We start from the raw sequence: 23,733 nt of genomic DNA, 5'->3' as shown, positions 1-23,733 counted from the left end.
ATCTTCCGCACCCCCCTGCGTGCCCGATTGGGGCCGTTGTCAAGCCGCCTTAAAGAATGCGTTCCAGCCGCCCGTCGGCGCCTGACCGACTTCGAGCGTACGCAGCTTGGCGAGCACCTGCGGGTCCTGCACGTCGAGCCAGTCACAGAACTGACGGAAGGACACCAGCCGTACGTCCTTCTTCTCGGCCATGCCCTTGAGCGAATCCTCCACGGCGTCCATGTATATGCCGCCGTTCCACTGCTCGAAGTGGTTGCCGATGAAGAACGGCGCGCGATTGGTCTCGTAGGCCCGGTTGAATCCGGCGAGATAGGCGTCGGTCGCCTGCTTCTTCCACGCCGGATAACGGGAGGGCATGCCCTGGGTCGAATTCTTCGACTGGTTGGCGAGCATGTTGTAGTCCATGGAGAGGACTTCGAAGGAGTGGCCGGGGAACGGGACGGCCTGGAGCGGCAGGTCCCAGATGCCGAGCTTCCTGTCCGGCCAGATCTGGCGGCCGCCGGGCGAACTGGCGTCGTAGCGCCAGCCGAGCTGCTTGGCCACCGGCAGCAGATTGTCCTGACCGAGCAGGCAGGGGGTGCGTGCGCCGACGAGTTCCTTGCGGTAGTCGAAGGGCAGCGGCTCGACGTCCTGCCAGCCGCTGATCGTGCGCCATTCGGTGACGAACTTCACAGCCTGGTCTATCTCGCTGCGCCAGTCCGCGGCCGTCCAGTTGGCGACCGATCCGCTGCCGCCGCAGAAATGGCCGTTGAAGTGGGTGCCTATCTCATGGCCGTCGAGCCATGCCTGGCGTATGTATTTCAGCGTGTCCTTGATGTGGTCGTCGGTGAGATAACCGATGTCGGAGGCGCCGACCGGGTTGTTGGGCGGCCGGTAGAGCGACTTCTTCGATTCGGGCAGAACATAGTTCCCGGAGAGGAAGAAGGTCATGCCCGCCCCGTGGTTCCTGGCGATTTCGAGGAATCGGGGGAAGAGGTCGTTGCCCACTTCGCCCGCCCCGTCCCAGGAAAAAATCACGAATTGCGGCGGCGTCTGCCCCGGTTCGAGCGGGACGGGCTTCTGCGGCTGGTGCGGCTGCTTCCCCGTGTCGACGGTGGAACCGTCGCCGATCGGCCGGCCCGGGGTCTTCGACGGAGAGGTCCTGGCGCCGCCCTCGCCCGGGCCGCCGCCCTTGGCCGGATCGTCGTGCCCGCCGCCGCCCGAGCCGCCGTAGCCGCAGCCCGCCACCCCGATCGCGGCCGCGGCCCCAAGCCCCGCCCCGAGCAGACCCCTTCGACTGATGTCCCGCATGTCGTCCCCCATCCGCGCTCTCTCTTGCTCGGAGAGCTGTTGAAACCGGCACAGCGAACCAGCGACTGAACCGGCGACGGAACCGGCACAGCAAACCGGTACAAGCTCAGATGCGCGGCGGAACATGAGGGTTCCGGGGATTTCTGGTTATTTTTCTTTAACGTCGGCGAACGATCTTGACTGGTTTCTGACCGGGTGATCGACGAGCAGCGGCGGCCGCCTACGCGCCGAATGCCTTGCTCTTGCCCTTCACCGGCCGGGCCCCCGCGAGGAGGTGCGCCGGGACGAGATCGCGGGCCGGTTCCGTATAGCCCACGGACACGATCCGGTCGCCCTCGTACGTGAACGTGGTCAGCGAGGCGAGCGTGCACTGGCGGCGGCGCGGGTCGTGCCACAGCCGGCGGCGCTCCACGAAGCTGCGGACCGTCCAGATCGGCAGCTGGTGGCTGACGCACACGGCCTCGTGGCCGCGCGCCGCGTCCCGTGCCGCGTCCAGCGCGGCCATCATCCGCCTGGCCTGCTCGACGTACGGCTCGCCCCACGACGGGCGGAACGGGTTGGTCAGATGCTTCCAGTTGCCCGGTTTGCGCAGCGCGCCGTCACCGACGCCGAACGTCTTGCCCTCGAAGACGTTGGCCGCCTCGATCAGCCGCTCGTCCGTGTCGAGGGTCAGGCCGTGCGTCTTCGCGATCGGCATGGCCGTCTCCTGCGCCCGCTCCAGCGGGGACGCGACGACATGGGTGATGTCGCGTCCCGACAGGTGCTCGGCGACCCGGTCCGCCATCTGCCGGCCGAGCTCGGAGAGGTGGTAGCCGCTGCGGCGCCCGTAGAGGACACCGTCGGGGTTGTGCACCTCTCCGTGGCGCATTACATGCACGACCGTGATCTCGCCGCCGGACACGCGCTGGACCTCGGCGCCCTCCGCGGCGGCGCGGTCCAGTGCGTCGTCGAGCGCGTGGTGCTCGGAGCCGCTGCTCTGCCAGGCGCTCATGCCGTGGCCTCCGCGGCGGCGCGGGCGGCGGCGGGCAGCGCGGCGGCGATCCGCTCGATCGCCCGCTCGTCGTGGGCCGTGGAGACGAACCACGACTCGAAGGCGGACGGCGGCAGATAGACGCCCTGGGAGAGCATCGAGTGGAAGAACGCGTTGAAGCGGAACGCCTCCTGCTTCTTCGCGTCCTCGTAGTCCCTGACCTCGGTCGCCGTGAAGAAGACGGAGAACATGTTGCTCGCCGTCTGGAGCCGGTGCGCGACGCCTTCCTTGGCGAGCGCATCGGTCACCAGCGTCCGGATCTCCCGCGAGACCGCGTCCACCTTCTCGTACGCGGCGTCGTCGAGGAGCCGCAGCTGCGCGAGACCGGCGGCGGTGGCCACCGGGTTACCGGAGAGCGTGCCCGCCTGGTAGACCGGGCCGGCCGGGGCGAGGTGCGCCATGACGTCCTTGCGGCCGCCGAAGGCCGCGGCGGGGAAGCCCCCGCCCATGACCTTGCCGAAGGTCATCAGGTCGGGCGCGACACCGTCGACGCCGTACCAGCCGGCCTTCGAGGTGCGGAAACCGGTCATCACCTCGTCGGAGATGTACAGCGCGCCGTTCTGCGCACAAGCGGCCCGCAGGCCCTCGTTGAAGCCGGGGCGGGGCGGGACGACGCCCATGTTGCCGGGCGACGCCTCGGTGATCACACAGGCGATCTGCCCGGCGTTGGCGTGGAACGCGGCGTGCACCGCCTCCAGATCGTTGTACGGCAGCACGATCGTGTCGCCGGCCTGCGCGCCGGTCACCCCGGGCGTGTCGGGCAGGCCGAACGTCGCCACCCCGGAGCCGGCCGCGGCCAGCAGGGCGTCCACGTGGCCGTGGTAGCAGCCGGCGAACTTGATGATCTTGGGCCGGCCGGTGAAGCCGCGGGCCAGACGGATGGCGGACATCGTCGCTTCCGTACCGCTCGAAACCAGCCGAACCTGCTCGACCGGCGCGACACGGGCCACGATCTCCTCGGCGAGGGCGACCTCCCCCTCGCCGGGCGTGCCGAACGAGGTGCCGCGGGCCACGGCGGCCAGCACCGCCTCGATGACGGCCGGATGGGAATGGCCGAGGATCATCGGTCCCCACGAGCACACGAGGTCGACATACTCGCGCCCGTCGGCATCGGTGAGGTATGGACCGGTACCGGACACCATGAACCGGGGCGTACCGCCCACAGCGCGGAAAGCCCGGACAGGAGAGTTCACGCCGCCGGGCGTCACGAGGGACGCGCGGTCGAAAAGCGTCTGCGAAACTGGGGCGTCATAGGGAAAGCTCACAGAATCCATGGTCTCAGAGGCTCGGACAGATCTGGTGGACAGGTGTTTCACCGCACGTTCGTGGGGGAGGTCACTGTCACGATGATCGGGTTGCGCGGCGGGGGCTGCGAGTGGTCGGGTGGAGATATGCATCGCGGTGGCGGACTGGGCGAGGGGACCGACGACCTGGGTCCTGAGCCTGCCCGGCGCGGAAAGCACCGGCGAGGCGAAGGAGATGAGCCCGCGGGAGGCAGGAGCGGCCGAGTGGGGGTGACCTACAAATACTTCGGCGCGCCCGACGGGGCCACTGCCGCGCGGGTGCCGATCTCGATGCGCCCCGAGGAGCTCGGCGGCGACGAGCTCGGCATGGGCGGGATGTTCACCAAGATCAAGCCGGAGACCATAGCCGCGATGGTGCTGACCGGCATCCAGGGCATGCCCCTGAACAAAGTGCCGCCGCTGGAACTCGTGGTGCTCCACCCCGACTACGCGGTGGTGAAGCTGCCGATGACCGTGGTCGACCCGCTGCGCGGCATCGGCGAGGAGTCGGTGGGCGCGGCGGCGTTCATATGGTCGACGGTCCCGGACCGCGGCGGGCCGCGGGACGCGTTCAACGTCTACCAACTGCTCCACGAATGGCAGGATTTCAGCCATCGTCTGCACGAGGCGGGGCACCAGCCGTACTGCCTGGTCTGGCCCTGACCCAAGAGCTTTGTGGAGTTTCGGGCGGGGCTTTCGGGCCCCGCCCTCGTCATCCGCGGAACAGGGCCGTCAGGCCGCCAGGGCACAGTGAGGGCTGTGAAGGCACCGATGTGCCCTGGAGGGCGTGGCTCGCCGCCGTCTTCCCCTCGACTCCCGTGCAGGGGTCGTCGCGAGCGCCGGGGTGTCGGCGATGGGGTGATCCACGACGGCAGCCTCAGGAAGCGGCTCAGCCTTTGACGGCGGAACTCGCGACGCCTTGGACGAACCAGCGCTGGAAGAAGGCGAAGACGATCAGTACGGGCAGGACGAGCAGGACGCCGAAGGCGAGGATCTGACCCCAGTCCGGGGGCAGCTGGGCCTGGAAGACGCTCATCTCCAGCGGCAGCGGGCGTACCGATGGGTCGGAGACCATCAGAACGGGCCAGAGGAAGGAGCCCCACTGGATGAGGAAGGTCAGGATCGCCACCGAAGCGAAGGCCGGCTTCGACATCGGGACGATGATCGCGAAGAAGGTGCGCCAGGGGCCCGCGCCGTCGAGGCGGGCGGCTTCCTCGATGCTCGGTGGGATCGAGCGGAAGAACGTGTGGAACTGGTAGACCGAGAAGGCGTTGGCGATGAACGGGAGCGCCTGGATGAAGAGCGTGTTGCGCTGGTCGTTGAACATGTAGAAGAGCGGGACGGCCACCGACTCGAACGGGACCAGCATGAGCAGCAGGACGAGGGTGAAGACGGCGTTCCGGCCGCGCCACTTCAGCCGTGACAGCCCGTACGCCGCCATGGAGTTGACGAACAGCCCGCCCGTCACCACCACGAACGCCAGCAGCAGTGAGACGCCCATGAAGCGCCAGAAGTAGCCGGTGCTGTCGGAGTTGAGACTGTCGAGGACAGCCGTGTAGTTGCCCAGGGAGAGGTGGGTGGGGAGGAAGCCGGACAGGCCGTTCAGGACTTCGCCGGACGGCTTGAGGCTGCCCATGAGCAAGTAGATCACCGGCAGCGTGAAGATGAACGCCAGGACGCTCAGGACGGCGTAGTCGAGGAAGCGGCGCAGGGGCGCGCGGGTAAGGCCCGCGTTGGTGCTCATGGTCAGTCCTCGTTGTCGGGCCGGACGACGCGGCGCTGGATGAGGGTCAGGGCGACGACGATCAGGAAAAAGACGACGGTGATCGCGGACGCCTGACCGACGTTGTTCTGGTCGAAGGCGGTGGTGACGGCCTGGTACATCACGGTGCGGGCGGCGTCCTCGTTGAGGCCGCCGCCGCGGATGAGAACGTAGACCTGGTCGAAGACCCGGAAGGAGAGCACCGAGGTGAGCATGGCGACGAAGATGAGGGTGCCGCGGATACCGGGCAGGGTGACGTGGCGGAACTGCTGCCAGCGGGAGGCCCGGTCGAGTTCGGCGGCTTCATAGAGTTCGCCCGGGATCTGCTGGAGGCCGGCGAGGAGAATGACCATCTGGAAGCCGACGCCCTGCCAGACGGACAGCACGATGATCGAGGCCATCGCGGTGGCGGAGTCGCCGAGCCAGTCGAAGGATCCCCAGTTGCCGAAACTCACCGCATGCAGTGCGGAGTTGAGCATGCCCTGCTCGCCGCGGGCGAGTATGAGCCGCCAGATGACCGCGACCAGCGCCATCGGGAAGACGACCGGCATGAAGAAGAGGGACCGGAACAGGCCGATCGCCTTCAGCTTGCGGTTGAGCAGGATCGCCAGCCCCAGTGCCAGAGCCGTCTGTATGGGGACGACGACCGCGGCGAAGGTCAGGTTGTTGAGCAGGGCCTGCAGGAAGGGGCCAGACAGATCAGGGTCGGTGAACAGCCGCCGGTACTGCTCCATGCCGAAGAAGGACGGTGCGAGCGGGGAGCCGAGGCGGACGTTGTAGAAGGAGAGGACGACGGCGTAGCCGAAGGGGATACCGACGAAGGCTATGAGGCCTGCGACGGCGGGCGTGGACATGAGCAGTCCGTGCAGCGAGTCGCGGTTCTTGCGCGCAGTGCGCGCCGGACGCGCCGGACGCGCGGGCTTGACGGCGGTCACGGGTGGGGCCTTCTCCCGTGCGTGGGGCGCGGCGTGCGCCGGTTCGGCGGAGGTCACGGATGGGTCCTGTTCCCGGCGGGGGCGGGCACGGCACAAGCGGGCCCGCCCCCGGCCGATGGTCCTACGGGATCTTGTAGCCGGCGTTGTCGGAGAAGTCCTGATCGATGGCTCGGGCGGCCTTCTCCAGGGCACTCTTCGGGTCCGCGCCGCCGTAGACGGCGTTGAGGGCCTCGCCGAACTTGGCGGTGATGGTGGGGTATCCGGCGGTCACGGGGCGCGTGACGGCGACGCACGTCTTGGTGATGTCGCTGTCGCCGCAGGGCTTGGCGAGTTGGTCGGCGAAGAGCTGGAGCGGGCCGCCCTGCTTGTACAGGGGGCTCGCAGCGAGCGCGCTCCCGGTGGCGGGCGGGGCGCCGTTGGCCGTCGTCATCGCGGTGACGTTGGTGTCGTTGAGGAGGTAGTCGAGGAAGGCGCCGGCGGCCTTGGCGTTCTTGCTGTCGGCGCCGATGCCCCAGGCCCACGAGCCCTGCCCCGTCTTGGGGCCGTTGCCGAAGTCGGGCAGCGGCAGCACGAGGAGGTCGTCGCCGAGAGCCTTGCTGTAGGCGGGGTACATCCAGTGGCCGACCCAGCTCAGGGCGACGCGGCCCTTGGCGAAGGCGTTGCCGTCGGTGTTGGGGTCGACATAGGTCTTCCAGGACTGGAAGGTCTTCAGGGCCGAGACCGCGTCCGGGGTGTCGAGGGCGCCCTCGGCCTTGCCGTCCTTGAGGAGGGAGCCGCCGGCTGACCAGACGACCGGGGCGAAGCCGTAGGTGCCCCACTCGGTGGCGAACCCGTTGTTCTCCTGAACGTCGAGGACCTTTCCATCGGGATCCTTGGCCTTCAGGCTCTTGAGCGCGGCGGCGAACTCGTCGGCCGTCCAGACGTCGTCCAGGCTCGTCGGGTACTCGACCCCGGCCGCGTCCAGCAGCTGCTTGCTCCCGTAGATCCCCAGTCCGGAGTCGTACATGGCCAGGCCGTAGTGCTTTCCGCCGATCTCGCCCTGGGACTTGCTCGCGTCGGTGGCGTTGGCCATCGTCTTGGCGGAGACATGGTCGTCTATGGGGGCGAGCTTCTTGTTGTAGACGAAGTTCGCCATGGTCGGGCCGTCGAACTCCATCACGTCCGGCAGTTCGGACGCGTCGGTCGCGGTGATGGTCTTGGTGTAGTCATTGCCGGGAATCAGCTTCAGCTCGACCTTGATGTCGCTCTGCGAGGAGTTGAAGGACGTCACCGCGGCCTGCACCGCAGCGTCCTCGCTCTTCTGGCCCTGGTGGGCCCAGACGCTGATGATGCCCTTGCCGCTGCCCGCCTCCGCCGAGGTGTCGGTGCTGCCGCCTCCCCCACAGGCGGCCAGAGCCGCCAGAGGCAGGGCGAGAGCCAGGCTCGTACAGGCTGTGCGGCGGTACTTTCTGCTGGTCGAGCTCATGCTTTGTGCCTCCGTGCTGTGGCGAGGGTTGGACGGGCGTGTTGTCGAGGCGTGGGGGTGTGGGGCTCGAAGGAGGGGTGAGTGCTACTGCGGTCCGCGCGGACAGGGCGGGGCCGTGGTCTCGCGCAGAACGAGACGGATGGGCATCCGGACATGCTCCTGGCGTTCGGCGTCGGGTTCGTCGAGCTGGCGCAGCAGCAGCCGGGCCGCCTCGGCGCCCTGTTCGGCGACCGGCTGGGCGACAGTGGTCAGTCCGACCACATCGGCGAGTTCATGGTCGTCGAAGCCGACGACGGACACGTCGTCCGGGGCCTTGAGCCGGTGGCGGCGCAGGGCGCGCAGCGCACCCATCGCCATCTCGTCGGACTGCGCGAACACCGCGGTCGGCGGGCGGGAGGCCGCCAGCAGCTCGGTCATGGCCCGCTCGCCGCCCTTGACGGTGTAGTCGCCGTCCGCCTCCAGGGCCGCGTCGTGCTCTACCCCGGCGTCGGCCAGAACGTCCAGGTAGGCGTTGCGGCGCTCGATGGGGGTGGTCCAGTGCAGCGGACCACTGGTCCCCGAGATCATGCCGATGCGGCGGTGGCCGAGGTTGACCAGATGCCGCACGGCGCTTTCGGTGCCGGCACGGTCGTCGATGCCGACGACCGTGAAGCCGGGCCGGGTTCCGCCGACCGTGGTCGCCAGCGGGACCCCCAGTGAGCGCAGCGCCGCCGACTCCTCGGCCTCGGGGATGAGGAGCGTCAGCACCGCGTCCACCCGCTTGCGGACCGGCAGCCTGGTGAAGAAGCGCTTGCGCGTCTCCGGCGAACCCAGGTTGTACAGCAGCACGTCGTACCCGGCGGCGCTGAACACCTTCTCGGCCGCGTCCAGCACGGTGCCGAAGAACCAGCGGCCCACATACGGCACCAGGACACCGATCGTGTAGGTGCGGCCGCTGGCCAGGCTGGAGGCGGAGCGGGAGGCGGTGTAGCCGAGCTGGGCGGCGGCGGCCTCGATCTGGGCCCGCACCACGTCGGACACGCCCGGCCGGCCGCGCAGGGCACGGGACACTGTGGACGCGGAGACGCCGGTGGCGTGGGCGACGTCGTTGATGCTGGCCGTCACGGGGCAGTTCCTCCCGTTGGTTCACGTCGGTGTGATGTGAGGGTGACGTGACCGTAAACCCGACCCTGTTGTTGCGCAAGCGTTTGCGTTCAGATTTACTTGGGCCGAATCCAGAGAGAGTCCGTTTTGATCCATGATCAGCGCATGCGTTTGGGCGCTGTGAGCCGACAGGAACTGTGCATGCGATACGCCCCGCCCGGCCTCTGCGTGAACGACTTCGCCCTCCTTCGCGACGAGGACGGCACGTACGCGGTGCTGCACCTGCAGGGCCCCTGGACAGCGGAGTTCGACCATCTGCGGATGGAGACCTCCTACGGCCGGGCCACCTCGACCGACCTGGTCGGCTGGCAGCCGCAGGGCACCGCGTTCGGGGTCGGCCTGCCCGGCCGCTTCGACCAGCAGGCGGTGTGGACCATGCACCCCGTCCGGCACGGCGCCGGCATGGCGATGTTCTACACCGGCGTGAGCGGGCTGACGCCGGACGGCTGGCCACTGCAGACCGTCGGCCTTGCGTACTCCGACCGCACCGACGGCACCGGCTGGCGCCGCCACGGCAACCGACCGGTTGTCGAGGCGGACCCGCGCTGGTACCGCACCGGCGAGCAGATGGCCTGGCGCGACCCCTTCGTCGTACGCGACGACGAGCAAGACGGCTGGGTGATGGTCGTCTGCGCGAGTGACGCCTCCCTCCCCGTCGAGGTGAGCGGCTGCGTCGCCTGGGCCACCTCCGACGACCTGGAGCACTGGACGGTCCAGCCGCCGCTGATCGCACCCGGCGACGTCGACGAGCTGGAGTGCCCGGTACTGGAGCGCCTCGACGACGGCACGTGGCTGCTCCTCGGCTCCATCGGCTCCACACGGGGCTTCGAAGCGTGGAGCGCCCCCAACCTGCGGGGCCCCTGGAGCCGGCGCGGCTCCCTCGGACCCACCGGCAGCTACGCCCCCCGCGTCATCCCGGCCCCCGACGGCTCCCGCGTCGTCCTGCACACCACCCCCCGCCGGGTCGGCCTCACCGACACCGGCGACCGCTGCCGTGGCATGCTCGCCCAGCCGAAACTCCTCGTCACGCCCCCGGACGCCGCTCCCCGACTGGAATGGTGGCGGGGCCTGGAAGAGTGGCTCGGCGAGGAAACCCACCAGCCCGCCCTGCACGCGGTCGGCGACATCGACATGACCGGCCCCGTCGAGATCACCCTGCGCACCCACAGCGACGAAAGGGACCGGCCCGCCCTCGTCGTCGGCTGCCACGGCAGGAACCTGTGGGTCACGGGGCCGGGCGGCACCCGCCTCTGCGAGACGCTACTGCCCGAGCCCGCCGCGTTCCTGCGTATCCTCACCATCGGCGAGTACGTCGAGGTCTACGCCGAAGGGGTCTTCGCCCTGACCACCCTGTGCTACTCGGGCCGCCCCACCACGTGGACAGCGGTCACTGACGGGCATGCCCGCATGATCCCCGTCCGCCCGATCCGCCTGCCCGACCCCGACCGCGACGACGCCTCCGCCGCGTGGCCCGGCCTCTCGACCCGCTGACTCGCGCGGCCACCGACCGCGGGACCGCGTGAATCGGCACAGAACCCGGCCAACAGCTCAGGACGCCCTTGAGCACTGTGTGAGGAAGGCCCTTCGGAACCCACGTCTGCACCGATGGCTCGTCTGCACCGCTGCCTCATCAAGGTCCGGTGGGCACAAGCCCTCGTCGCACGCCCTTCTGCGAACGCCCACCGGCAAGGGCACATCCGGGCACCTGAGCCCGGGAAACGACGCCGACCGGTGAGAACCACCGAGAGCCGCCGACCGAACTGCCTGGTTCTGGCCGTGGCCCCGCACCTCCCCACACCGCCGCTCAGGTGCGGGAGAGTTCCGCCGCGCCGAAGGACACGTCGAACCGGTCGCACCAGATGCTGACGCTGGTGAAGTCGGCCGGGTCGACATCGGCGGGCAACGCGTAGTTCTGGTCGCCCTTGTTGCCCTTGAGCTTGCCGAGGCTGACGTACTTGCCGTCGTCGAAGACGTGCCAGCCCGCCTTGCCCTCCTTGACGGGCGCGTCGGTCAACCAGACGCGCAGATCGGGCCCGTTGCTCGTGTCCAGGTTCTCCAGCCGCAGGGTGTACGAGCCGTCCGGCAGGCGCAGCAGCCGCGCGGAACCGGTCGTCGTGTGCTCGTGGCTGATCAGTTCACCGCCCGCAAGCATCTCGGGGCCCGCCGGCGTCGCGGACGGCGCCGCGGAGTCCGGCGGCGTGCTCTCGGCGGGCCCGGTCGTCGGCGTCGCCGGGGCCTCGACCCCTGGGAGCGCCTCGTCCACGGTCTCGTCCTGCCAGAGCTTCCACGGCTGGAACCAGTACAGCCCCGCCACCGCCACCACGACCGCCAGCACCAGCGCCACCACACCCACCGGTCTGCTCAGAGCCCTGCGCACGCGCCCCATCCCCGCCTCCTCGAAAGAATCCGTCGATCATCACTGCCGGATCTCCATTCAAGGCCGCGGCGGGCGCCCGCGGGGCCCTTATGACATGACGGTTCCCTTACGGTGGCGATTGCGGGGGCGTCTACGGAGGCGGTCAGGCGCGCCTACCGAGGGGTTACGGGCGCGGCTCCGCGACGGTTACGGGCGCGTCTCCGCGGCGGTCACGGGCGCGGCGGCGCGTTCTTCCGCCGGTCAGATCACCGGGGGCCGGCCCAGCCGCGCCATCAGCCAGACCGTGCTCCAGCGCATCGGCCGCCGCGTCCCGCAGGGCCTGCGGACCCCTTCCGCGAACCCCCCGAACCACGCCCGCAGTCCCGGCGCGGACCGGGTGCGGGCGACGGTGAGGGCGGTCCAGGCGCCCAGATAGAGCGGCACCAGAACGGCCGGGAGATTCCGCTTCGCCAGCCAGACCCGGTTGCGCGCGGTCATCCGGTAGTAGACGCCGTGCCGGGTGGGCGCGGTCCGGGGATGCTGAAGCACCAGCTCGGGGGCGTAGAGGATCTTCCAGCCGTCGTCGAGGGCGCGCCAGGCGAGGTCGGTCTCCTCGTGCGTGAAGAAGAAGTCCTCCGGCCAGCCGCCCACCCGCTCCAGCATCCGCATCGACAGGGCGTGCCCGCCGCCGAGGAAGGTGGTCACCTGCCCGCCGCGCAGCGGATCGGTCCTGCCGATGCGCGGGACGTGCCGCCGCTGGGTGAAACCGGTCTCGTCGGCGATACGGAAGCTGACGATCCCCAGCGTGTCGTCCGCGTCGTACATGGCCGCGATCCGGCTGAACACGTCCCGCTCGATGAGCAGTCCGTCGTCGTCCAGATCGACGAGGACGTCGACGTCCCCGAACTCCCGCAGCCGCTCCATGGCGACGTTGCGCCCGCCGGACACGCCGAGGTTCTCGGGAAGCTCGATCCCGGTGACGCCGGGCGGCAGTTCCTGAAGGGGCGCGCCGTTGGAGACGACGACCACGCGCGTCGCGTGAAGGTCCTGCGCGGCCACCGAGTCGAGCAGCGCCCCCAGTTCGGCGGGGCGCGTGCCCATGGTCAGTACGGCCACACCCACACGCGCTCGTGACACGCCACGTCTCCGTCCGTCGTTCGCTCACCGTCAGTGAGCCGTGAGCTTAACGGGACGCGTCCGGAAGATGTACGGAGGCGGGCGCGACCGGATCACGTACGGCGCGGACGCGCCCCGTGCCCGAGCCGAGGCCGGAGGCGTAGCCGCTGCCGGTGGCCCGGCCGCCGTCACGGTGACGCGGCCACCCACAGAGTGCCGTCCGCGTCCGGCGGGACGGGACGCGGCACGCCGTCGACGGGGGTGATCGTCGGGAGGGGACGGCTGGGGTTCGTCGCTACGGCCGCCGCCACCCCGGGTCGCGGCCGGTCAGGGCCAGCAGCCGGTCGAAGTCGGACGCCCCCGCGCCGCCGTCGGGCAGCGGGAACTCCTCGCCGAAGGCCCCCATCCGCCGGCCCGTGGGAGCGAGCTCCCGGAAGGCGCCGAGCACGTCGCCGACCACGACCGGGTCGGGCGTGTACGGCTGCCCGGTGGCGCGGGCCAGGTCCCACCCGTGCACGGTCAGGTCCCCGAGGGCCATCCGTCCGACGACGCCGGCCGGCAGCCCCATCGCACCCGAGGTGCCCTCTTCCGCACCGGGCGCCGCCCACGCCCTCACGAGCGCGGCCGTCTCGTCCGCGAAGGCGGCACGCCAGTCGCCACGCCCGACGTAGTCCGGTTTCGCGGAGAAATCGGCTTCCTCCTTCGCCGCCAGCGCCTGGAAGTTGACCATCACCTGGAAGAGGTGGTCGGCCACCCCCTGCACGTCGTACTCGGCGCACGGAGTGGCGTGGCCGAGCTGCTCGTCCGTGATGCCCCGCACCACCGGGACGGTGCGCTCCGCCGCTGCTTCGAGCAAGTCACTGATGCTTTTCGTCATACCGGCACGGTAGGCACCGCCCCCGCGCCGCGTATTGAAAAAACGCGACACCGGCCGCTCTAGGATCGGCACATGACCGGTCCCCGGCGCGACACGAGGGGCATCGTGGACGCCCGCGAGCTGTTCGCCCGCGCCCGCTTCCGCCGCCGCAAGCCCGCGCCCGCCCTGCGTCCGTATCTCGAGCACTACTGGCTCGTCGACTGGGACCTGACCGAGCCGTACGCCTCCCATGTGGTGCCGCACCCGTCGGTGAACGTGGTCTTCCAGCAGTACGGCGACGAGCCCGCTCGGGCCGAGGTCGCGGGCATCGGGCTGGAGCTGTTCACGCAGAAGCTCGCCGGACGCGGGCGGGTCTGCGGGATCCAGTTCCGGCCCGGCGGCTTCCGGCCGTTCGCCCCGCGACGGCCGGTGTCCGACTGGACGGGCCGGCGGCTGCCGATCGGGGACGTACTGCTGCCGGACGCGGACGAGTCGTCGCTGCGCGCGGCCGTGCGCGCGGTCGTCGGCCCGGACGAGGAGGACGACCGGGTCGCCGCCCTGGACGCCTTCCTGCTGGGCCTGGAGCCGCGGCCCGACCCGCAGGCGGAGCGCGCGATGCAGCTCGTGAGCCGGATCCGCAACGACCGCTCCGTGCGGCGCGTCGCCGAACTCGCCGAGGCGGAGGGGCTGTCGGTCCGCTCCCTGCAACGCCTGTTCGCGACGTACGTCGGCGTCGGCCCCAAGTGGGTCGTCCTGCGCTACCGCATCCACGAGGCGCTGGAGCGCGCGGAGGAGTCGGGCGGACCGGCCGACGGCGTCGACTGGGCGGCGCTGGCCGGCGAGCTGGGCTACAGCGACCAGGCGCATCTCGTACGGGACTTCACCGCCACGGTGGGCGTCCCCCCGTCGGCCTACGCCAGAGCCGAACGGTAGGCGACGGCCGGTCCGCTGTCCCACCTACGCCCTACAGTGCGGACATGGACGGCAAGACGACCCCGGTACGCATCGAACCCTGGTCGGAGGACGACCTGGACCTGCTCCGCGCGGCGAACGCCCCGGCTCTGATGAACCACCTCGGCGGCCCGGAGACGGAGGACCAGCTCCTCACCCGCCACCGCCGGTACGTCGACATGAGCGCCGACCGCACCGGCCGCGGCCGGATGTTCCGCATCGTCGTGGACACCGGGAACGGTCAGCACGGCGAGCCCGCCGGCACCGTCGGTTTCTGGGAACAGACCTGGGAGGACGAACAGGTCTACGAGACGGGCTGGAGCGTCCTGCCGCGCTTCCAGGGCCGGGGAATCGCGACGGCCGGAACCCTGGCGATGGTCGAGGCGGCAAGAGCCGAACGCAGACACCGCTTCCTCCACGCCTTCCCCTCGGTGTCCAACGCTCCTTCGAACGCGGTGTGCAGGAAGGCGGGCTTCGTCCTCGTCGGCGAGTGCGACTTCGAATACCCACCGGGCAACCTGCTGCGCTCCAACGACTGGTGCCTCGACCTGACCCCCGGCGCCTCACCCAGCCCCGCCGGCGCTTGAGACGCGGGAGCGTGCGGCCCGGCAACTCCAGCCCCGCCGGCGCTCGAGGCGCGGGAGCGTGCGGCCCGGCAACTCAAGCCTCGCCGGCGTTTGAGGCGCGGGGTTCGGGGCGGAGCCCCGACGAGACCGGCCACACCCAGCCCCGCCGGCGCTTGAGACGCGGGTCCGGGCGGAGCCCGGTTGCGGGAAGGTGGGGGGTCCCCCCGCGGCCGCCAGGCGCAGGGGGAGGGTAGGGGAACACGCCCGCCGCAGGCGTCGGCCGGACCCGTCGGCAGGCGCAGCCCGCGCCGCGGAATGCGCTGGCCCACGCACCGCGCCCGATGCCATGCTGGGCGCGTGAACAGACCGGAGATCACCATCAAGGTCGCCCCCGAGCTGCGGCTTTTCGTCCCGTCGGACTACCGCCCCGGCCCCCGCACCCTGGCCACCGACGGCTCGTCGACCCTCGGCCACGTCGTGGAGTCGCTGGGCGTGCCGCTGACGGAGGCGGGCCGGCTGCTGGTCGACGGCCGCCAGGTCCCGGTCTCCCACATCCCCGCCGACGGGGAACACGTCGAGGTGCGCGGTGTGGACCGCCCGCAGCAGGTCCCCGGCGCTCCGCTGCGCTTCCTCCTCGACGTCCACCTCGGCACACTCGCCCGGCGGCTCCGCCTGCTCGGCGTCGACGCGGCGTACGAGAACGAGGACATCGGCGACCCCGCGCTCGCCACGCTCTCCGCGAAGGAGCAGCGGGTGCTGCTGTCCCGCGACCGCGGGCTGCTGCGACGCCGGGAGATCTGGGCCGGCGCGTACATCTACAGCGACCGCCCCGACGACCAACTGCGCGACGTGCTGGAGCGGTTCGCCCCGGCGCTCGCCCCCTGGACCCGCTGCACCGCCTGCAACGGGCCGCTGAAGGACGCGGACAAGGACGCGGTCCAGGAGCAGTTGCAGCAGGGCACGCAGCGCACATACGACGTCTTCGCGCAGTGCGCGGCGTGCGGCCGCGTCTACTGGCGCGGGGCGCACCACTCCCGCCTGGAGGCCATCGTCGCCGACGCCCTGCGCACCAGCGGAGCGTGACGGCCACGCGGGCGCGGCGGTGGCCCTCCCCCGACCGGCCTCGGACCCGGCCCGACCCCGACGCGCCTGCGGACTACTCCCCCGCCGAGCCCCCCGGCCCCTCCCCCGTCAAATAGCGCTGCACCGTCGGAGCGAGCCAGCCGACGACTTCTTCACGCGTCATCTCGACGGCCGGCGGCAGCCGCAGCACATAGCGCGCCATCGCCATGCCGAGTATCTGTGAGGCGATGAGCGCGGCCCGCCGCGGCGCCTCCGCGGGATCGGGGCACATGGCCACGGCTATGGGCCCCAGCTGGTCGCGGAAGATCGCGCGGGCGCGCTCGGCGGCGGCGTCGTTGGTGACGGCCGCGCGCAGCAGCGCCATCAGCACGTCGTCCTGCTCCCAGCGGTCGAGGAAATGGGAGACCAGGACGGCACCGGCATGCCGTACGGGGAGGGCGCCGAGCTCCGGAAGCCGCAGGTCGAACTCGGACGCGGCGGCGAAAAGCCCCTCCTTGTTCCCGTAGTAGCGCATGACCATCGAGGGGTCGATCCCCGCGTCACGGGCGATGGCGCGGATGGTGGCGCGCTCGTACCCGTCGGCCGCGAAGCGCTCGCGGGCGGCTTCGAGAATCGCGGCCCGCGTGGCATCGGAGCGGCGTGGCCCCGTCGGTGCTTCCGTCGTCATGCCAACAACTGTAGGCCAACAACCGTTGACACGCCAGATCCGCCCGGTCTACATTTGCCAACAAGCGTTGACCAACAACCGTTGACCAACGGCGCGGCTTTCCAGCGCCCGGATCGAGGAGGCAGCCATGACCGGCACGCCCAGCACCGGAAGCACGGACCCCGGCGTCCCCCGCCCGGCGTCGGAGCCGGCCTTCGACACCGACGTGATCGTCGTCGGCGCCGGACCCACCGGCATGCTGCTCGCGGGAGATCTCGCCTCTGCGGGCGTCGGCGTCACGGTCCTGGAGCGCCGTCCGCACGAGACGAGCAACATCACCCGCGCCTTCGGCGTGCACGCCCGCACACTGGAGCTCCTCGACGCCCGCGGCCTGGCCGACGAACTGGTGGAGACGGGCACCGCGATCACCGGCCTGCGGTTGTTCCGGCGCCTGTCCCTCGACCTGTCGAGACTGCCCTCCCGCTTCCCGTTCCTCCTCATCACCCCGCAGTACGAGGTGGAGAAGCTCCTGGAGCGCCGCGCCCTCGCCGCCGGCGCCGACTTCCGGTACGGGACGGAGCTCACGGGCCTGGACCAGTCCGGCGCCTCGGTCACCGCCCGGGTCCAGGACGCGACCGGCGCACACACCACCCTCCGCGCGCGGTACGCGGTCGGGACCGACGGCGTGCGCAGCACCGTGCGCAAGGCGATCGGCCTGCCCTTCCCCGGCGTCTCCGTGATCAGGTCCATCGTGCTCGCGGATGTGAGGCTCACCGAAGAGCCCGCGGACCTCCTCACGGTCAACGGCGTGGGGGACGCCTTCGCCTTCATCGCCCCCTTCGGCGACGGCTGGTACCGGGTCATGGGCTGGAACCGCAGCCGCCAGGTGCCGGACAGCGAGCCCGTCGGCCTCGACGAAGTGCGCGAGATCGCCCGCCGCGCCCTCGGCACCGACTTCGGCATGCACGACGCCCGCTGGATCTCCCGCTTCCACAGCGACGAACGCCAGGCCCCGGCGTACCGCAAGGGCCGCGTCCTCCTCGCCGGTGACGCCGCACACGCCCATTCCCCCGCGGGCGGCCAGGGCATGAACACCGGCCTTCAGGACACGGCGAACCTCTCCTGGAAGCTCGTCTCCGCGATCCAGGGCCACACCCCCGACCCCGAAACCCTGCTCGACACCTACGAGTCGGAGCGCCATCCGGTCGGCGCGGCGGTCCTGCGCAGCAGCGGCGCCCTCGTGCGCCTGGCCATGGCGCACAACCCGCTCCAGCGCGCGGCCCGCTCACTCGCCGCCGGCTTTCTGAACTCGGTCCGGCCCGCCGCCGCCAAGGCGATGGGCATGGTCTCGGGCATCGGCATCTCGTACGGCGGGCCGCGCGGCTCCCACCGGCTCACCGGCCGGCGCGCCCCCGACCTGCGACTCGCGGAGGGACGGCTCTACGAACTGCTCCGCGAGGGCGCCTTCGTCCTCGTAGGGCCCTCCGGCCCGGCACGCGCACCCGACGCCCCTGATGCCCCCGCCGCTCCCGGGCGCGTGGTCCGGGCCCACTGGACGACGGACCGGCGCACCGCGCTCCTCGTCCGCCCCGACGGCTACATCGCCTGGGCCGCCGACCACGGGAGGTCACGGTGACCGGCCCCGCCCGCCACGGGGCGGGACGTCAGAAGACGTACCGGTCGCCGGTGGCCGGCGCCAGGACCTGGTGTTCGTTGTTCTCCGGATTCCGGTCGCTCGCACCGCCGTTCCAGACCGTGCCGACCCGTACGACGACCTCCTGCGGGGAGCCTGCCACCCGCAGGTCCAGGCGGACCCTGCTGCCGAGACCGTCCGCCCGCAGCGGCCCCATGGCGCAGAGCACGTCCCGCTCGCCCACGCGCAGACATTCGCGCGGCAACCGCGGAGTACCGGCCGGGGCCGCCGACAGCGAGAGCCGTACGGTCACGTCCTGCACGTCGGACGGCCCGTGGTTGCGAGTCGTCAGCGAGACCCTGAGCCGCCCGTCGCTCAGCGAGACATGGCCGTGGTGCGCCACGTCCGACTCCGGAACAGCGGCACCGCCGCCCTCACCGCCACCACCACCGGCGCTCGCCGCGCCCGACCCGGTCAACAACAACACCGCCGCGGCCCCGGCGGGCAGCGCTCTACGCATCACAGACATAGCCAGAAGATACCGATTCGCCCGAGATTAAGTGTGATTGTCGGCCAGTTCCGGCGCGTCCCCCCGATCTATTCTGGCGTCACGTCGATCACCATCGATCATCCGCGCAAGGAGCTGAGGAATGAGCACCGCCGAGCACCCCGTCGCCGTCGTCACCGGAGCGAGCAGCGGCATCGGCGCGGCGACCGGGCGGCAACTGGCCGCCGCCGGTCACCACGTCGTCCTCACCGCCCGCCGCAAGGACCGCATAGAGGCCCTCGCCGCCGAACTCACCGCCGCCGGCCACCGGGCCACGGCGTACGCGCTCGACGTGACCGACCGTGCGGCCGTCGACTCCTTCGCCGCGTCCCTGGACCGCTGCGACGTCCTCGTGAACAACGCGGGCGGCGCCCTCGGCGCCGACCCGGTCGCCACCGGCGACCCCGCCGACTGGCGCCGCATGTACGAGGTCAACGTCATCGGCACGCTCCACGTCACCCAGGCGCTGCTCCCCGCTCTCACCGCGAGCGGGGACGGCACGGTCGTGATCCTCTCCTCCACCGCCGGCCTCAGCACCTACGAAGGCGGCGGCGGCTACGTCGCGGCCAAGCACGGCGAACACGTCCTCGCCGAGACCCTCCGCCTGGAGATCGTGGGCACCCCGGTCCGCGTGATCGAGGTCGCCCCCGGCATGGTCAAGACGGACGAGTTCGCCACCACCCGCTTCCGGGGCGACACCGACAAGGCCGCCAAGGTCTACGCCGGCGTGGCCGAGCCGCTCACCGCCGACGACGTGGCCGACACCATCACCTGGGCCGTCACCCGCCCACCCCACGTGAACATCGACCTCCTCGTCGTCCGCCCCCGGGCCCAGGCGTCCAACTCGAAGGTGCACAGGGACCTGTGATGACCGAAGACCCCCGCCTCACCCGCCTCACGGCCGCGGACCTGCCCGCCGCCGCCCCGGGTCTCGCCGCGCTCCTGCTCGACGCCGTGGACGACGGAGCGTCCGTGGGCTTCACGGCGTCCCTCACCTCCGAGCAGGCCGCCGCCTGGTGGATGTCCCTGGCGCCCGACCTCGCCGGCGAACGCGTGATCCTCTGGGCCGCCCACGACGGCGAGCGCCTCATAGGTACCGTCCAGCTCAGATGCGAGACCTCGCCCAACGGCCGCCACCGCGCCGAGATAGCCAAGCTCCTGGTCCACCGCGCCGCCCGGGGCCGCGGCATCGCCCGCCGGCTCCTGACCACGGCCGAGGAGTCCGCCCGCGCCGACGGCCGCACCCTGCTGATGCTGGACACCCAGACCGGCAGCGCCGCCGAGCACCTGTACCGGTCCACGGGCTGGATCCCGCTCGGCACCGTCTCCGACTACGCCGCCGACCCCTCGGGCACCCTCCGCCCCACCACGTTCTTCCACAAGTCCCTCGCCGCGCCGGGCGCATAGGGGCCGGAACGCGAAAAGCCCCGGACCAGTCCGATCCGGGGCCCGCCGAGAGAGCGGCGCGCGGGCCGTGCCTCAGCGCGCCTCAACACCTCAGGCGCCTCAACACCTCAGCCCTTCACGCAGACGACCTGCTTCAGCTTCGCGACCACTGCGACCAGATCCCGCTGCTGGTCGATGACCTGCTCGATCGACTTGTACGCACCGGGGATCTCGTCCACGACGCCCGAGTCCTTACGGCACTCCACACCCCGTGTCTGCTCCTCCAGGTCCCGGGCGGAGAAGCGCCGCTTCGCCGCGTTGCGGCTCATCCTGCGGCCCGCTCCGTGCGACGCGGAGTTGAAGGACGCCTCGTTCCCGAGGCCCTTCACGATGTAGGAGCCGGTGCCCATGGAACCCGGAATGATCCCGAAGTCGCCGCTGCCGGCACGGATCGCGCCCTTGCGGGTGACCAGGAGGTCCATGCCCTCGTACCGCTCCTCCGCCACGTAGTTGTGGTGGCAGCTGATCTCCCGCTCGAAGGTGACCTTGGCCTTCCTGAACTCCTTGCGGACCACTTCCTTGAGGAGCCCCATCATGACGGCGCGGTTGGTCTTCGCGTACTCCTGCGCCCAGAAGAGGTCGTTGCGGTAGGCGGCCATCTGCGGGGTGTCGGAGACGAAGACCGCGAGGTCCCGGTCGACGAGGTCCTGATTGTGCGGCAGCTTCTGCGCCTCACCGATGTGGTACTCGGCGAGTTCCTTGCCGATGTTCCGGGAACCGGAGTGCAGCATGAGCCAGACAGAATCGGAGGTATCGACACAAACCTCTACGAAGTGGTTCCCGCCGCCCAGCGACCCCATCTGCTTCGTCGCCCGCTCCCTGCGGAACTTGACCGCGTCCGCGACCGTGTCGAAGCGGTCCCAGAGGTCGTCCCAGCCGCCCGCGGACAGGCCGAACACCTTCCCCGGGTCCACCATCTCGTCGTGCATGCCACGCCCCACCGGGATGGCCTGCTCGATCCGGGACCGGAGCCGGGAGAGGTCGCCCGGGAGGTCGTTCGCGGTCAGGGACGTCTTCACCGCGGACATGCCGCAGCCGATGTCCACACCGACGGCCGCCGGGCAGACCGCGCCGTGCATCGCGATGACGGAGCCGACCGTGGCGCCCTTGCCGTAGTGCACGTCCGGCATGACGGCGAGGCCCTTGATCCACGGCAGCGTGGCCACGTTCTGCAGCTGCCGCATCGCCACGTCCTCGACCGTCGTCGGGTCGGCCCACATACGGATCGGGACCTTGGCGCCCGGCATCTCCACATAAGACATAACTACTCGATTCCCCCGAGGCTGAATGAAACGCAAATGACGCGACCAATGCCTGCGAAAGGGTCGGCAGACCGGCGGCGACGGCAGCGTGTGCGATAGACATTGTGTCCATCGGCCTCCGTCGGGCGGCAACCAGTTTTCGCCCCGACAACAGCACGGAGCAGCCGCAGAACAGACAGCGAAAGGAGCCCGAGCGTGCAACGGAAGGCGTACGTCCCCTGCGTGGCGGCGCTGCTCACGGCGCTCGTCACCGGCTGCACCGCCGGCACCGGCGCCAAGGGCTCCGACATCGACGCCAAGGCCGAGGGGGCGGTGTCCCCGGCGGCGGCCCCCGGTAAGTACCGCACGCTCCTCGAGCCGTGCGGGTCCGTCGAGCGTGCCACCCTCAGGGACCTGCTGCCGGGCACGGCGACGCTCCCCGAGGAGCAGCAGCTGAAGGCGCTGCGCGGCACCGCGGGCGTCACCTACGACACGGACCGGCGGGTGGCCTGCAGCTGGCAGGGCGACTCCCCGAACGCCTCGCACAAGCTCCGGGTCGACTTCGAGCGGGTCGTCTCGTACGACCCGGCCGTCAGCGACGACGACCGGGCGCGGGAGGTCTTCGCGACCAAGCAGGCGGCCGCCTCCGCCCCGATCGCATCCGCGCTGCCCAGTGAGCCCTCCGGCGAAGGGTCCGGGACGGCCGAGGAGGGCGACGGTTCGCCGTCGGCCACCATGAGCCCCGCGGGCGGCGGCGAGACGGACGGCGCCGCGCGGCCCGGCGCCTCGACCGACACGGCGGCCGGTTCCGCGGCTTCGTCCGCGCCCGGCGACCCGTCCTCGGGGGCTCCGGCCACGACGGGCCTCGAGCCGCGGATGCTGGACGGGCTGGGCGACGCCGCGTTCATCGACGACGTGCTCGGCCGTGCCGGTTCCACGGCGCAGCGCCGCACCGTGAGCGTGGTGTTCCGCACATCGAACGTGATCGTCACCGTGGTCTACGGCGAGCAGCCGGCCCTGTCGACCGAGGTCCCCGACAGCAAGGAACTGCAGGAAAAGGCGCAGAGTCTGGCCAGGAAGCTGGCGGAGCAGTTCGACGAGTGAACGGCTCAGCGGCCGTCCGCCCGCCCGTCCGCGTTCGGCCGTCCGCCCCACCGCGGCGGCGCGTCCGCGTACGGTGGCCTCGCCGTACCGAGCATCGTGGCGTCGCCGTACCGAGCGCCGCCCCGAGCGCCGGAGCGGCAGCCGACAGCGTGACCGAAAATCGACTGACCGACTGACCGACTGAAGGAACCATGCACCGTTCAGCCCCGCGACTCACTCGCATACTCGCCTGCGCCGCCGTCCCGGTGATGCTCGTCGTCGCAGGCTGCTCGTCGGACTCCGACAGCAAGTCCCAGGACTCCTCCGCGTCCGCCTCCCCCACTCCCGAGGCGAAGAAGTCCCCGGCCGTCGCTCCCGCCAAGTTCAGCAAGCTGCCGGAGCCGTGCTCCTCGATCGGCAAGAAGACGATCGAGGACCTGGTCCCCGGCGCCAAGTCCAAGAGCGGCACAGAAGGCAAGTCGTCGGACATCTCGCGGCGCGGCAGCTGCTCCTGGAACGGCCTGGACGACAACGGCGTGAAGGGTTCGCAGTACCGCTGGCTCGATGTCTCGTTCCTCCGCTACGAGTCCGACGCCTCCCTCGCGGTGAGCGCCGAGCAGCGCGCCGAGGAGTCGTACGGCAAGGAGATCGCGAAGGCCGAGGCCACCGAGGGGGCCAAGGACGTCAAGACCTCGCCGGCCGCCGGCATCGGCGAGGAGGCGACGACGGTCACGTACAAGCTGCGCAAGACGGGCGAGGACTTCACGTACGCGACGGTCGTGGCCCGCACCGAGAACGGTGTGGTCACGCTCACCTACAACGGCACGGGTTACGCCGGCGCGAAGAACCCTTCGACGTCCGACATCTCCAAGGGCGCCGCCAAGGCCGCGATGGAGGCCGTGGCCTCGGTCGCGACCGCCAACAAGTAGGACGAGTAGTACACAAGTTCGTAACGCCGGGAGCCCGGAGGGTACGGCTCCGGCGGCATGTGCCAGGCTGTGCCCGCCGGTTCGGGTATCCGGCCCAGGTTCCGGTTCGGTCTGCCGTACGGGGCCGTACGGAATGCCGTACGACACACCGCACGGAATGCCGTCCGGGATCCGGTTCAGAACCCGGTTACAGGACCCGGTTCAGGAATTGGGGAGGGTCGCGGGTGGCCGCGATGCAGCTGACACGTACGCACCGGATACTCATAGGCGTGGTGGTCGCGGGCGCGCTGGTCATCGCCGCGATCGGCTTCGCGGGGTCGTACTCCGCCGTGCGCGAGCTCGCCGAGCAGAAGGGCTTCGGCGCCTTCTCCG

General features: G+C 70.8%; 24 protein-coding genes. 11 read left to right on the top strand and 13 right to left on the bottom strand.

Annotated elements, in window-relative coordinates:
- Window positions 1-39: 39 nt before the first annotated feature.
- The 3 genes from ACWD01_RS25535 to hemL form a co-directional block, all read right to left on the bottom strand.
- Window positions 40-1,290, bottom strand: coding sequence for a hypothetical protein (locus ACWD01_RS25535; protein WP_451165124.1), 1,251 nt, complete (start codon window positions 1,288-1,290; stop codon window positions 40-42).
- Window positions 1,291-1,510: 220 nt separating this feature from the next.
- A complete protein-coding gene (locus tag ACWD01_RS25530) occupies window positions 1,511-2,158 on the bottom strand; it encodes a histidine phosphatase family protein (protein ID WP_451165198.1) in 648 nt (215 codons plus the stop codon).
- A 119-nt stretch (window positions 2,159-2,277) separates the two neighbouring features.
- On the bottom strand, window positions 2,278-3,594 hold the full coding sequence (gene hemL, locus ACWD01_RS25525; RefSeq protein ID WP_451165123.1) for a glutamate-1-semialdehyde 2,1-aminomutase: 1,317 nt from the start codon (window positions 3,592-3,594) through the stop codon (window positions 2,278-2,280).
- A gap of 117 nt (window positions 3,595-3,711) precedes the next feature.
- On the opposite strand from hemL, the gene ACWD01_RS25520 reads away from it, so the two are divergent.
- Complete coding sequence (locus ACWD01_RS25520; protein WP_182327717.1) at window positions 3,712-4,266, top strand: hypothetical protein; 555 nt, start codon at window positions 3,712-3,714, stop codon at window positions 4,264-4,266.
- 226 nt (window positions 4,267-4,492) lie between these two features.
- Here ACWD01_RS25520 and ACWD01_RS25515 read toward each other — a convergent pair whose 3' ends face one another.
- The 4 genes from ACWD01_RS25515 to ACWD01_RS25500 all read right to left on the bottom strand — a co-directional run bounded on the left by ACWD01_RS25515 (window position 4,493) and on the right by ACWD01_RS25500 (window position 8,869).
- The gene (locus ACWD01_RS25515; protein ID WP_451165122.1) at window positions 4,493-5,347 is read right to left on the bottom strand and encodes a carbohydrate ABC transporter permease; all 855 of its coding nucleotides are present in this window, start codon (window positions 5,345-5,347) and stop codon (window positions 4,493-4,495) included.
- A 2-nt stretch (window positions 5,348-5,349) separates the two neighbouring features.
- Window positions 5,350-6,357, bottom strand: a complete 1,008-nt coding sequence (locus ACWD01_RS25510) for a carbohydrate ABC transporter permease (RefSeq protein WP_451165121.1) — start codon at window positions 6,355-6,357, stop codon at window positions 5,350-5,352.
- Window positions 6,358-6,421: 64 nt separating this feature from the next.
- Window positions 6,422-7,765 carry an ABC transporter substrate-binding protein gene (locus ACWD01_RS25505; RefSeq protein WP_451165120.1) on the bottom strand — a complete coding sequence of 448 codons (1,344 nt, stop codon included), beginning with the start codon at window positions 7,763-7,765 and terminating at the stop codon, window positions 6,422-6,424.
- An 84-nt stretch (window positions 7,766-7,849) separates the two neighbouring features.
- On the bottom strand, window positions 7,850-8,869 hold the full coding sequence (locus ACWD01_RS25500) for a LacI family DNA-binding transcriptional regulator (RefSeq protein WP_451165119.1): 1,020 nt from the start codon (window positions 8,867-8,869) through the stop codon (window positions 7,850-7,852).
- A 180-nt stretch (window positions 8,870-9,049) separates the two neighbouring features.
- Between ACWD01_RS25500 and ACWD01_RS25495 the strand changes: the two genes are divergently transcribed.
- Window positions 9,050-10,399, top strand: a complete 1,350-nt coding sequence (locus ACWD01_RS25495; protein WP_451165118.1) for a mucin-1 — start codon at window positions 9,050-9,052, stop codon at window positions 10,397-10,399.
- 313 nt (window positions 10,400-10,712) lie between these two features.
- On the opposite strand, the gene ACWD01_RS25490 is transcribed toward ACWD01_RS25495, so the two are convergent.
- From ACWD01_RS25490 to ACWD01_RS25480, 3 genes are all read right to left on the bottom strand, one after another.
- Entirely contained in the window at window positions 10,713-11,294 is a 582-nt protein-coding gene (locus ACWD01_RS25490; protein ID WP_451165117.1) for a DM13 domain-containing protein, read from the bottom strand.
- Between the two features lie 231 nt (window positions 11,295-11,525).
- Entirely contained in the window at window positions 11,526-12,401 is an 876-nt protein-coding gene (locus ACWD01_RS25485) for a glycosyltransferase family 2 protein (protein ID WP_451165116.1), read from the bottom strand.
- 274 nt (window positions 12,402-12,675) lie between these two features.
- Window positions 12,676-13,257: a TIGR03086 family metal-binding protein gene (locus ACWD01_RS25480; protein WP_451165115.1), complete on the bottom strand. Its 582-nt coding sequence runs from the start codon at window positions 13,255-13,257 to the stop codon at window positions 12,676-12,678.
- A gap of 72 nt (window positions 13,258-13,329) precedes the next feature.
- Between ACWD01_RS25480 and ACWD01_RS25475 the strand changes: the two genes are divergently transcribed.
- From ACWD01_RS25475 to ACWD01_RS25465, 3 genes are all read left to right on the top strand, one after another.
- Complete coding sequence (locus tag ACWD01_RS25475) at window positions 13,330-14,169, top strand: AraC family transcriptional regulator (protein ID WP_451165114.1); 840 nt, start codon at window positions 13,330-13,332, stop codon at window positions 14,167-14,169.
- 44 nt (window positions 14,170-14,213) lie between these two features.
- Entirely contained in the window at window positions 14,214-14,774 is a 561-nt protein-coding gene (locus tag ACWD01_RS25470; protein WP_451165113.1) for a GNAT family N-acetyltransferase, read from the top strand.
- 336 nt (window positions 14,775-15,110) lie between these two features.
- Window positions 15,111-15,836, top strand: coding sequence for a Mut7-C RNAse domain-containing protein (locus tag ACWD01_RS25465; RefSeq protein ID WP_451165112.1), 726 nt, complete (start codon window positions 15,111-15,113; stop codon window positions 15,834-15,836).
- Window positions 15,837-15,909: 73 nt separating this feature from the next.
- On the opposite strand, the gene ACWD01_RS25460 is transcribed toward ACWD01_RS25465, so the two are convergent.
- On the bottom strand, window positions 15,910-16,503 hold the full coding sequence (locus ACWD01_RS25460; protein WP_451165111.1) for a TetR/AcrR family transcriptional regulator: 594 nt from the start codon (window positions 16,501-16,503) through the stop codon (window positions 15,910-15,912).
- Window positions 16,504-16,630: 127 nt separating this feature from the next.
- Between ACWD01_RS25460 and ACWD01_RS25455 the strand changes: the two genes are divergently transcribed.
- Window positions 16,631-18,118: an FAD-dependent monooxygenase gene (locus ACWD01_RS25455; RefSeq protein WP_451165110.1), complete on the top strand. Its 1,488-nt coding sequence runs from the start codon at window positions 16,631-16,633 to the stop codon at window positions 18,116-18,118.
- Between the two features lie 28 nt (window positions 18,119-18,146).
- Here ACWD01_RS25455 and ACWD01_RS25450 read toward each other — a convergent pair whose 3' ends face one another.
- On the bottom strand, window positions 18,147-18,644 hold the full coding sequence (locus ACWD01_RS25450; protein ID WP_451165109.1) for a hypothetical protein: 498 nt from the start codon (window positions 18,642-18,644) through the stop codon (window positions 18,147-18,149).
- Window positions 18,645-18,765: 121 nt separating this feature from the next.
- Here ACWD01_RS25450 and ACWD01_RS25445 point away from each other — a divergent pair, with 121 nt between their 5' ends.
- Entirely contained in the window at window positions 18,766-19,530 is a 765-nt protein-coding gene (locus tag ACWD01_RS25445; RefSeq protein ID WP_451165108.1) for an SDR family NAD(P)-dependent oxidoreductase, read from the top strand.
- Window positions 19,530-20,069 carry a GNAT family N-acetyltransferase gene (locus tag ACWD01_RS25440; protein WP_451165107.1) on the top strand — a complete coding sequence of 180 codons (540 nt, stop codon included), beginning with the start codon at window positions 19,530-19,532 and terminating at the stop codon, window positions 20,067-20,069. Before ACWD01_RS25445 ends, ACWD01_RS25440 begins: the two co-directional genes overlap by 1 nt.
- A gap of 107 nt (window positions 20,070-20,176) precedes the next feature.
- Here the strand turns inward: ACWD01_RS25440 and ACWD01_RS25435 are convergent, their stop codons facing one another.
- Complete coding sequence (locus tag ACWD01_RS25435) at window positions 20,177-21,370, bottom strand: RtcB family protein (protein WP_451165106.1); 1,194 nt, start codon at window positions 21,368-21,370, stop codon at window positions 20,177-20,179.
- A gap of 195 nt (window positions 21,371-21,565) precedes the next feature.
- Here ACWD01_RS25435 and ACWD01_RS25430 point away from each other — a divergent pair, with 195 nt between their 5' ends.
- The 3 genes from ACWD01_RS25430 to ACWD01_RS25420 all read left to right on the top strand — a co-directional run.
- Window positions 21,566-22,453 carry a DUF3558 domain-containing protein gene (locus tag ACWD01_RS25430; protein WP_451165105.1) on the top strand — a complete coding sequence of 296 codons (888 nt, stop codon included), beginning with the start codon at window positions 21,566-21,568 and terminating at the stop codon, window positions 22,451-22,453.
- 191 nt (window positions 22,454-22,644) lie between these two features.
- The gene (locus tag ACWD01_RS25425; protein ID WP_451165104.1) at window positions 22,645-23,361 is read left to right on the top strand and encodes a DUF3558 domain-containing protein; all 717 of its coding nucleotides are present in this window, start codon (window positions 22,645-22,647) and stop codon (window positions 23,359-23,361) included.
- A gap of 224 nt (window positions 23,362-23,585) precedes the next feature.
- A partial coding sequence (locus tag ACWD01_RS25420) for a DUF2637 domain-containing protein (protein WP_451165197.1) occupies window positions 23,586-23,733 on the top strand: 148 nt, incomplete at its 3' end.

The sequence above is a fragment of the Streptomyces sp. NPDC002835 genome, from assembly GCF_053591995.1.
The sequence above is the reverse complement of the archived record's forward strand: the minus strand, read 5'-3'. Positions and strand labels throughout refer to the sequence as shown.

What these genes read in the sequence shown, in the direction of transcription:
- ACWD01_RS25535 (WP_451165124.1), bottom strand. Translation starts at nt 1,290, where the DNA reads ATGCGGGACATCAGTCGAAGGGGTCTGCTCGGGGCGGGGCTTGGGGCC.
- ACWD01_RS25530 (WP_451165198.1), bottom strand. Translation starts at nt 2,158, where the DNA reads ATGCGCCACGGAGAGGTGCACAACCCCGACGGTGTCCTCTACGGGCGC.
- hemL (WP_451165123.1), bottom strand. Translation starts at nt 3,594, where the DNA reads ATGGATTCTGTGAGCTTTCCCTATGACGCCCCAGTTTCGCAGACGCTT.
- ACWD01_RS25520 (WP_182327717.1), top strand. Translation starts at nt 3,712, where the DNA reads ATGCATCGCGGTGGCGGACTGGGCGAGGGGACCGACGACCTGGGTCCT.
- ACWD01_RS25515 (WP_451165122.1), bottom strand. Translation starts at nt 5,347, where the DNA reads ATGAGCACCAACGCGGGCCTTACCCGCGCGCCCCTGCGCCGCTTCCTC.
- ACWD01_RS25505 (WP_451165120.1), bottom strand. Translation starts at nt 7,765, where the DNA reads ATGAGCTCGACCAGCAGAAAGTACCGCCGCACAGCCTGTACGAGCCTG.
- ACWD01_RS25495 (WP_451165118.1), top strand. Translation starts at nt 9,050, where the DNA reads ATGCGATACGCCCCGCCCGGCCTCTGCGTGAACGACTTCGCCCTCCTT.
- ACWD01_RS25490 (WP_451165117.1), bottom strand. Translation starts at nt 11,294, where the DNA reads ATGGGGCGCGTGCGCAGGGCTCTGAGCAGACCGGTGGGTGTGGTGGCG.
- ACWD01_RS25480 (WP_451165115.1), bottom strand. Translation starts at nt 13,257, where the DNA reads ATGACGAAAAGCATCAGTGACTTGCTCGAAGCAGCGGCGGAGCGCACC.
- ACWD01_RS25475 (WP_451165114.1), top strand. Translation starts at nt 13,330, where the DNA reads ATGACCGGTCCCCGGCGCGACACGAGGGGCATCGTGGACGCCCGCGAG.
- ACWD01_RS25470 (WP_451165113.1), top strand. Translation starts at nt 14,214, where the DNA reads ATGGACGGCAAGACGACCCCGGTACGCATCGAACCCTGGTCGGAGGAC.
- ACWD01_RS25460 (WP_451165111.1), bottom strand. Translation starts at nt 16,503, where the DNA reads ATGACGACGGAAGCACCGACGGGGCCACGCCGCTCCGATGCCACGCGG.
- ACWD01_RS25455 (WP_451165110.1), top strand. Translation starts at nt 16,631, where the DNA reads ATGACCGGCACGCCCAGCACCGGAAGCACGGACCCCGGCGTCCCCCGC.
- ACWD01_RS25450 (WP_451165109.1), bottom strand. Translation starts at nt 18,644, where the DNA reads ATGTCTGTGATGCGTAGAGCGCTGCCCGCCGGGGCCGCGGCGGTGTTG.
- ACWD01_RS25445 (WP_451165108.1), top strand. Translation starts at nt 18,766, where the DNA reads ATGAGCACCGCCGAGCACCCCGTCGCCGTCGTCACCGGAGCGAGCAGC.
- ACWD01_RS25440 (WP_451165107.1), top strand. Translation starts at nt 19,530, where the DNA reads ATGACCGAAGACCCCCGCCTCACCCGCCTCACGGCCGCGGACCTGCCC.
- ACWD01_RS25435 (WP_451165106.1), bottom strand. Translation starts at nt 21,370, where the DNA reads ATGTCTTATGTGGAGATGCCGGGCGCCAAGGTCCCGATCCGTATGTGG.
- ACWD01_RS25425 (WP_451165104.1), top strand. Translation starts at nt 22,645, where the DNA reads ATGCACCGTTCAGCCCCGCGACTCACTCGCATACTCGCCTGCGCCGCC.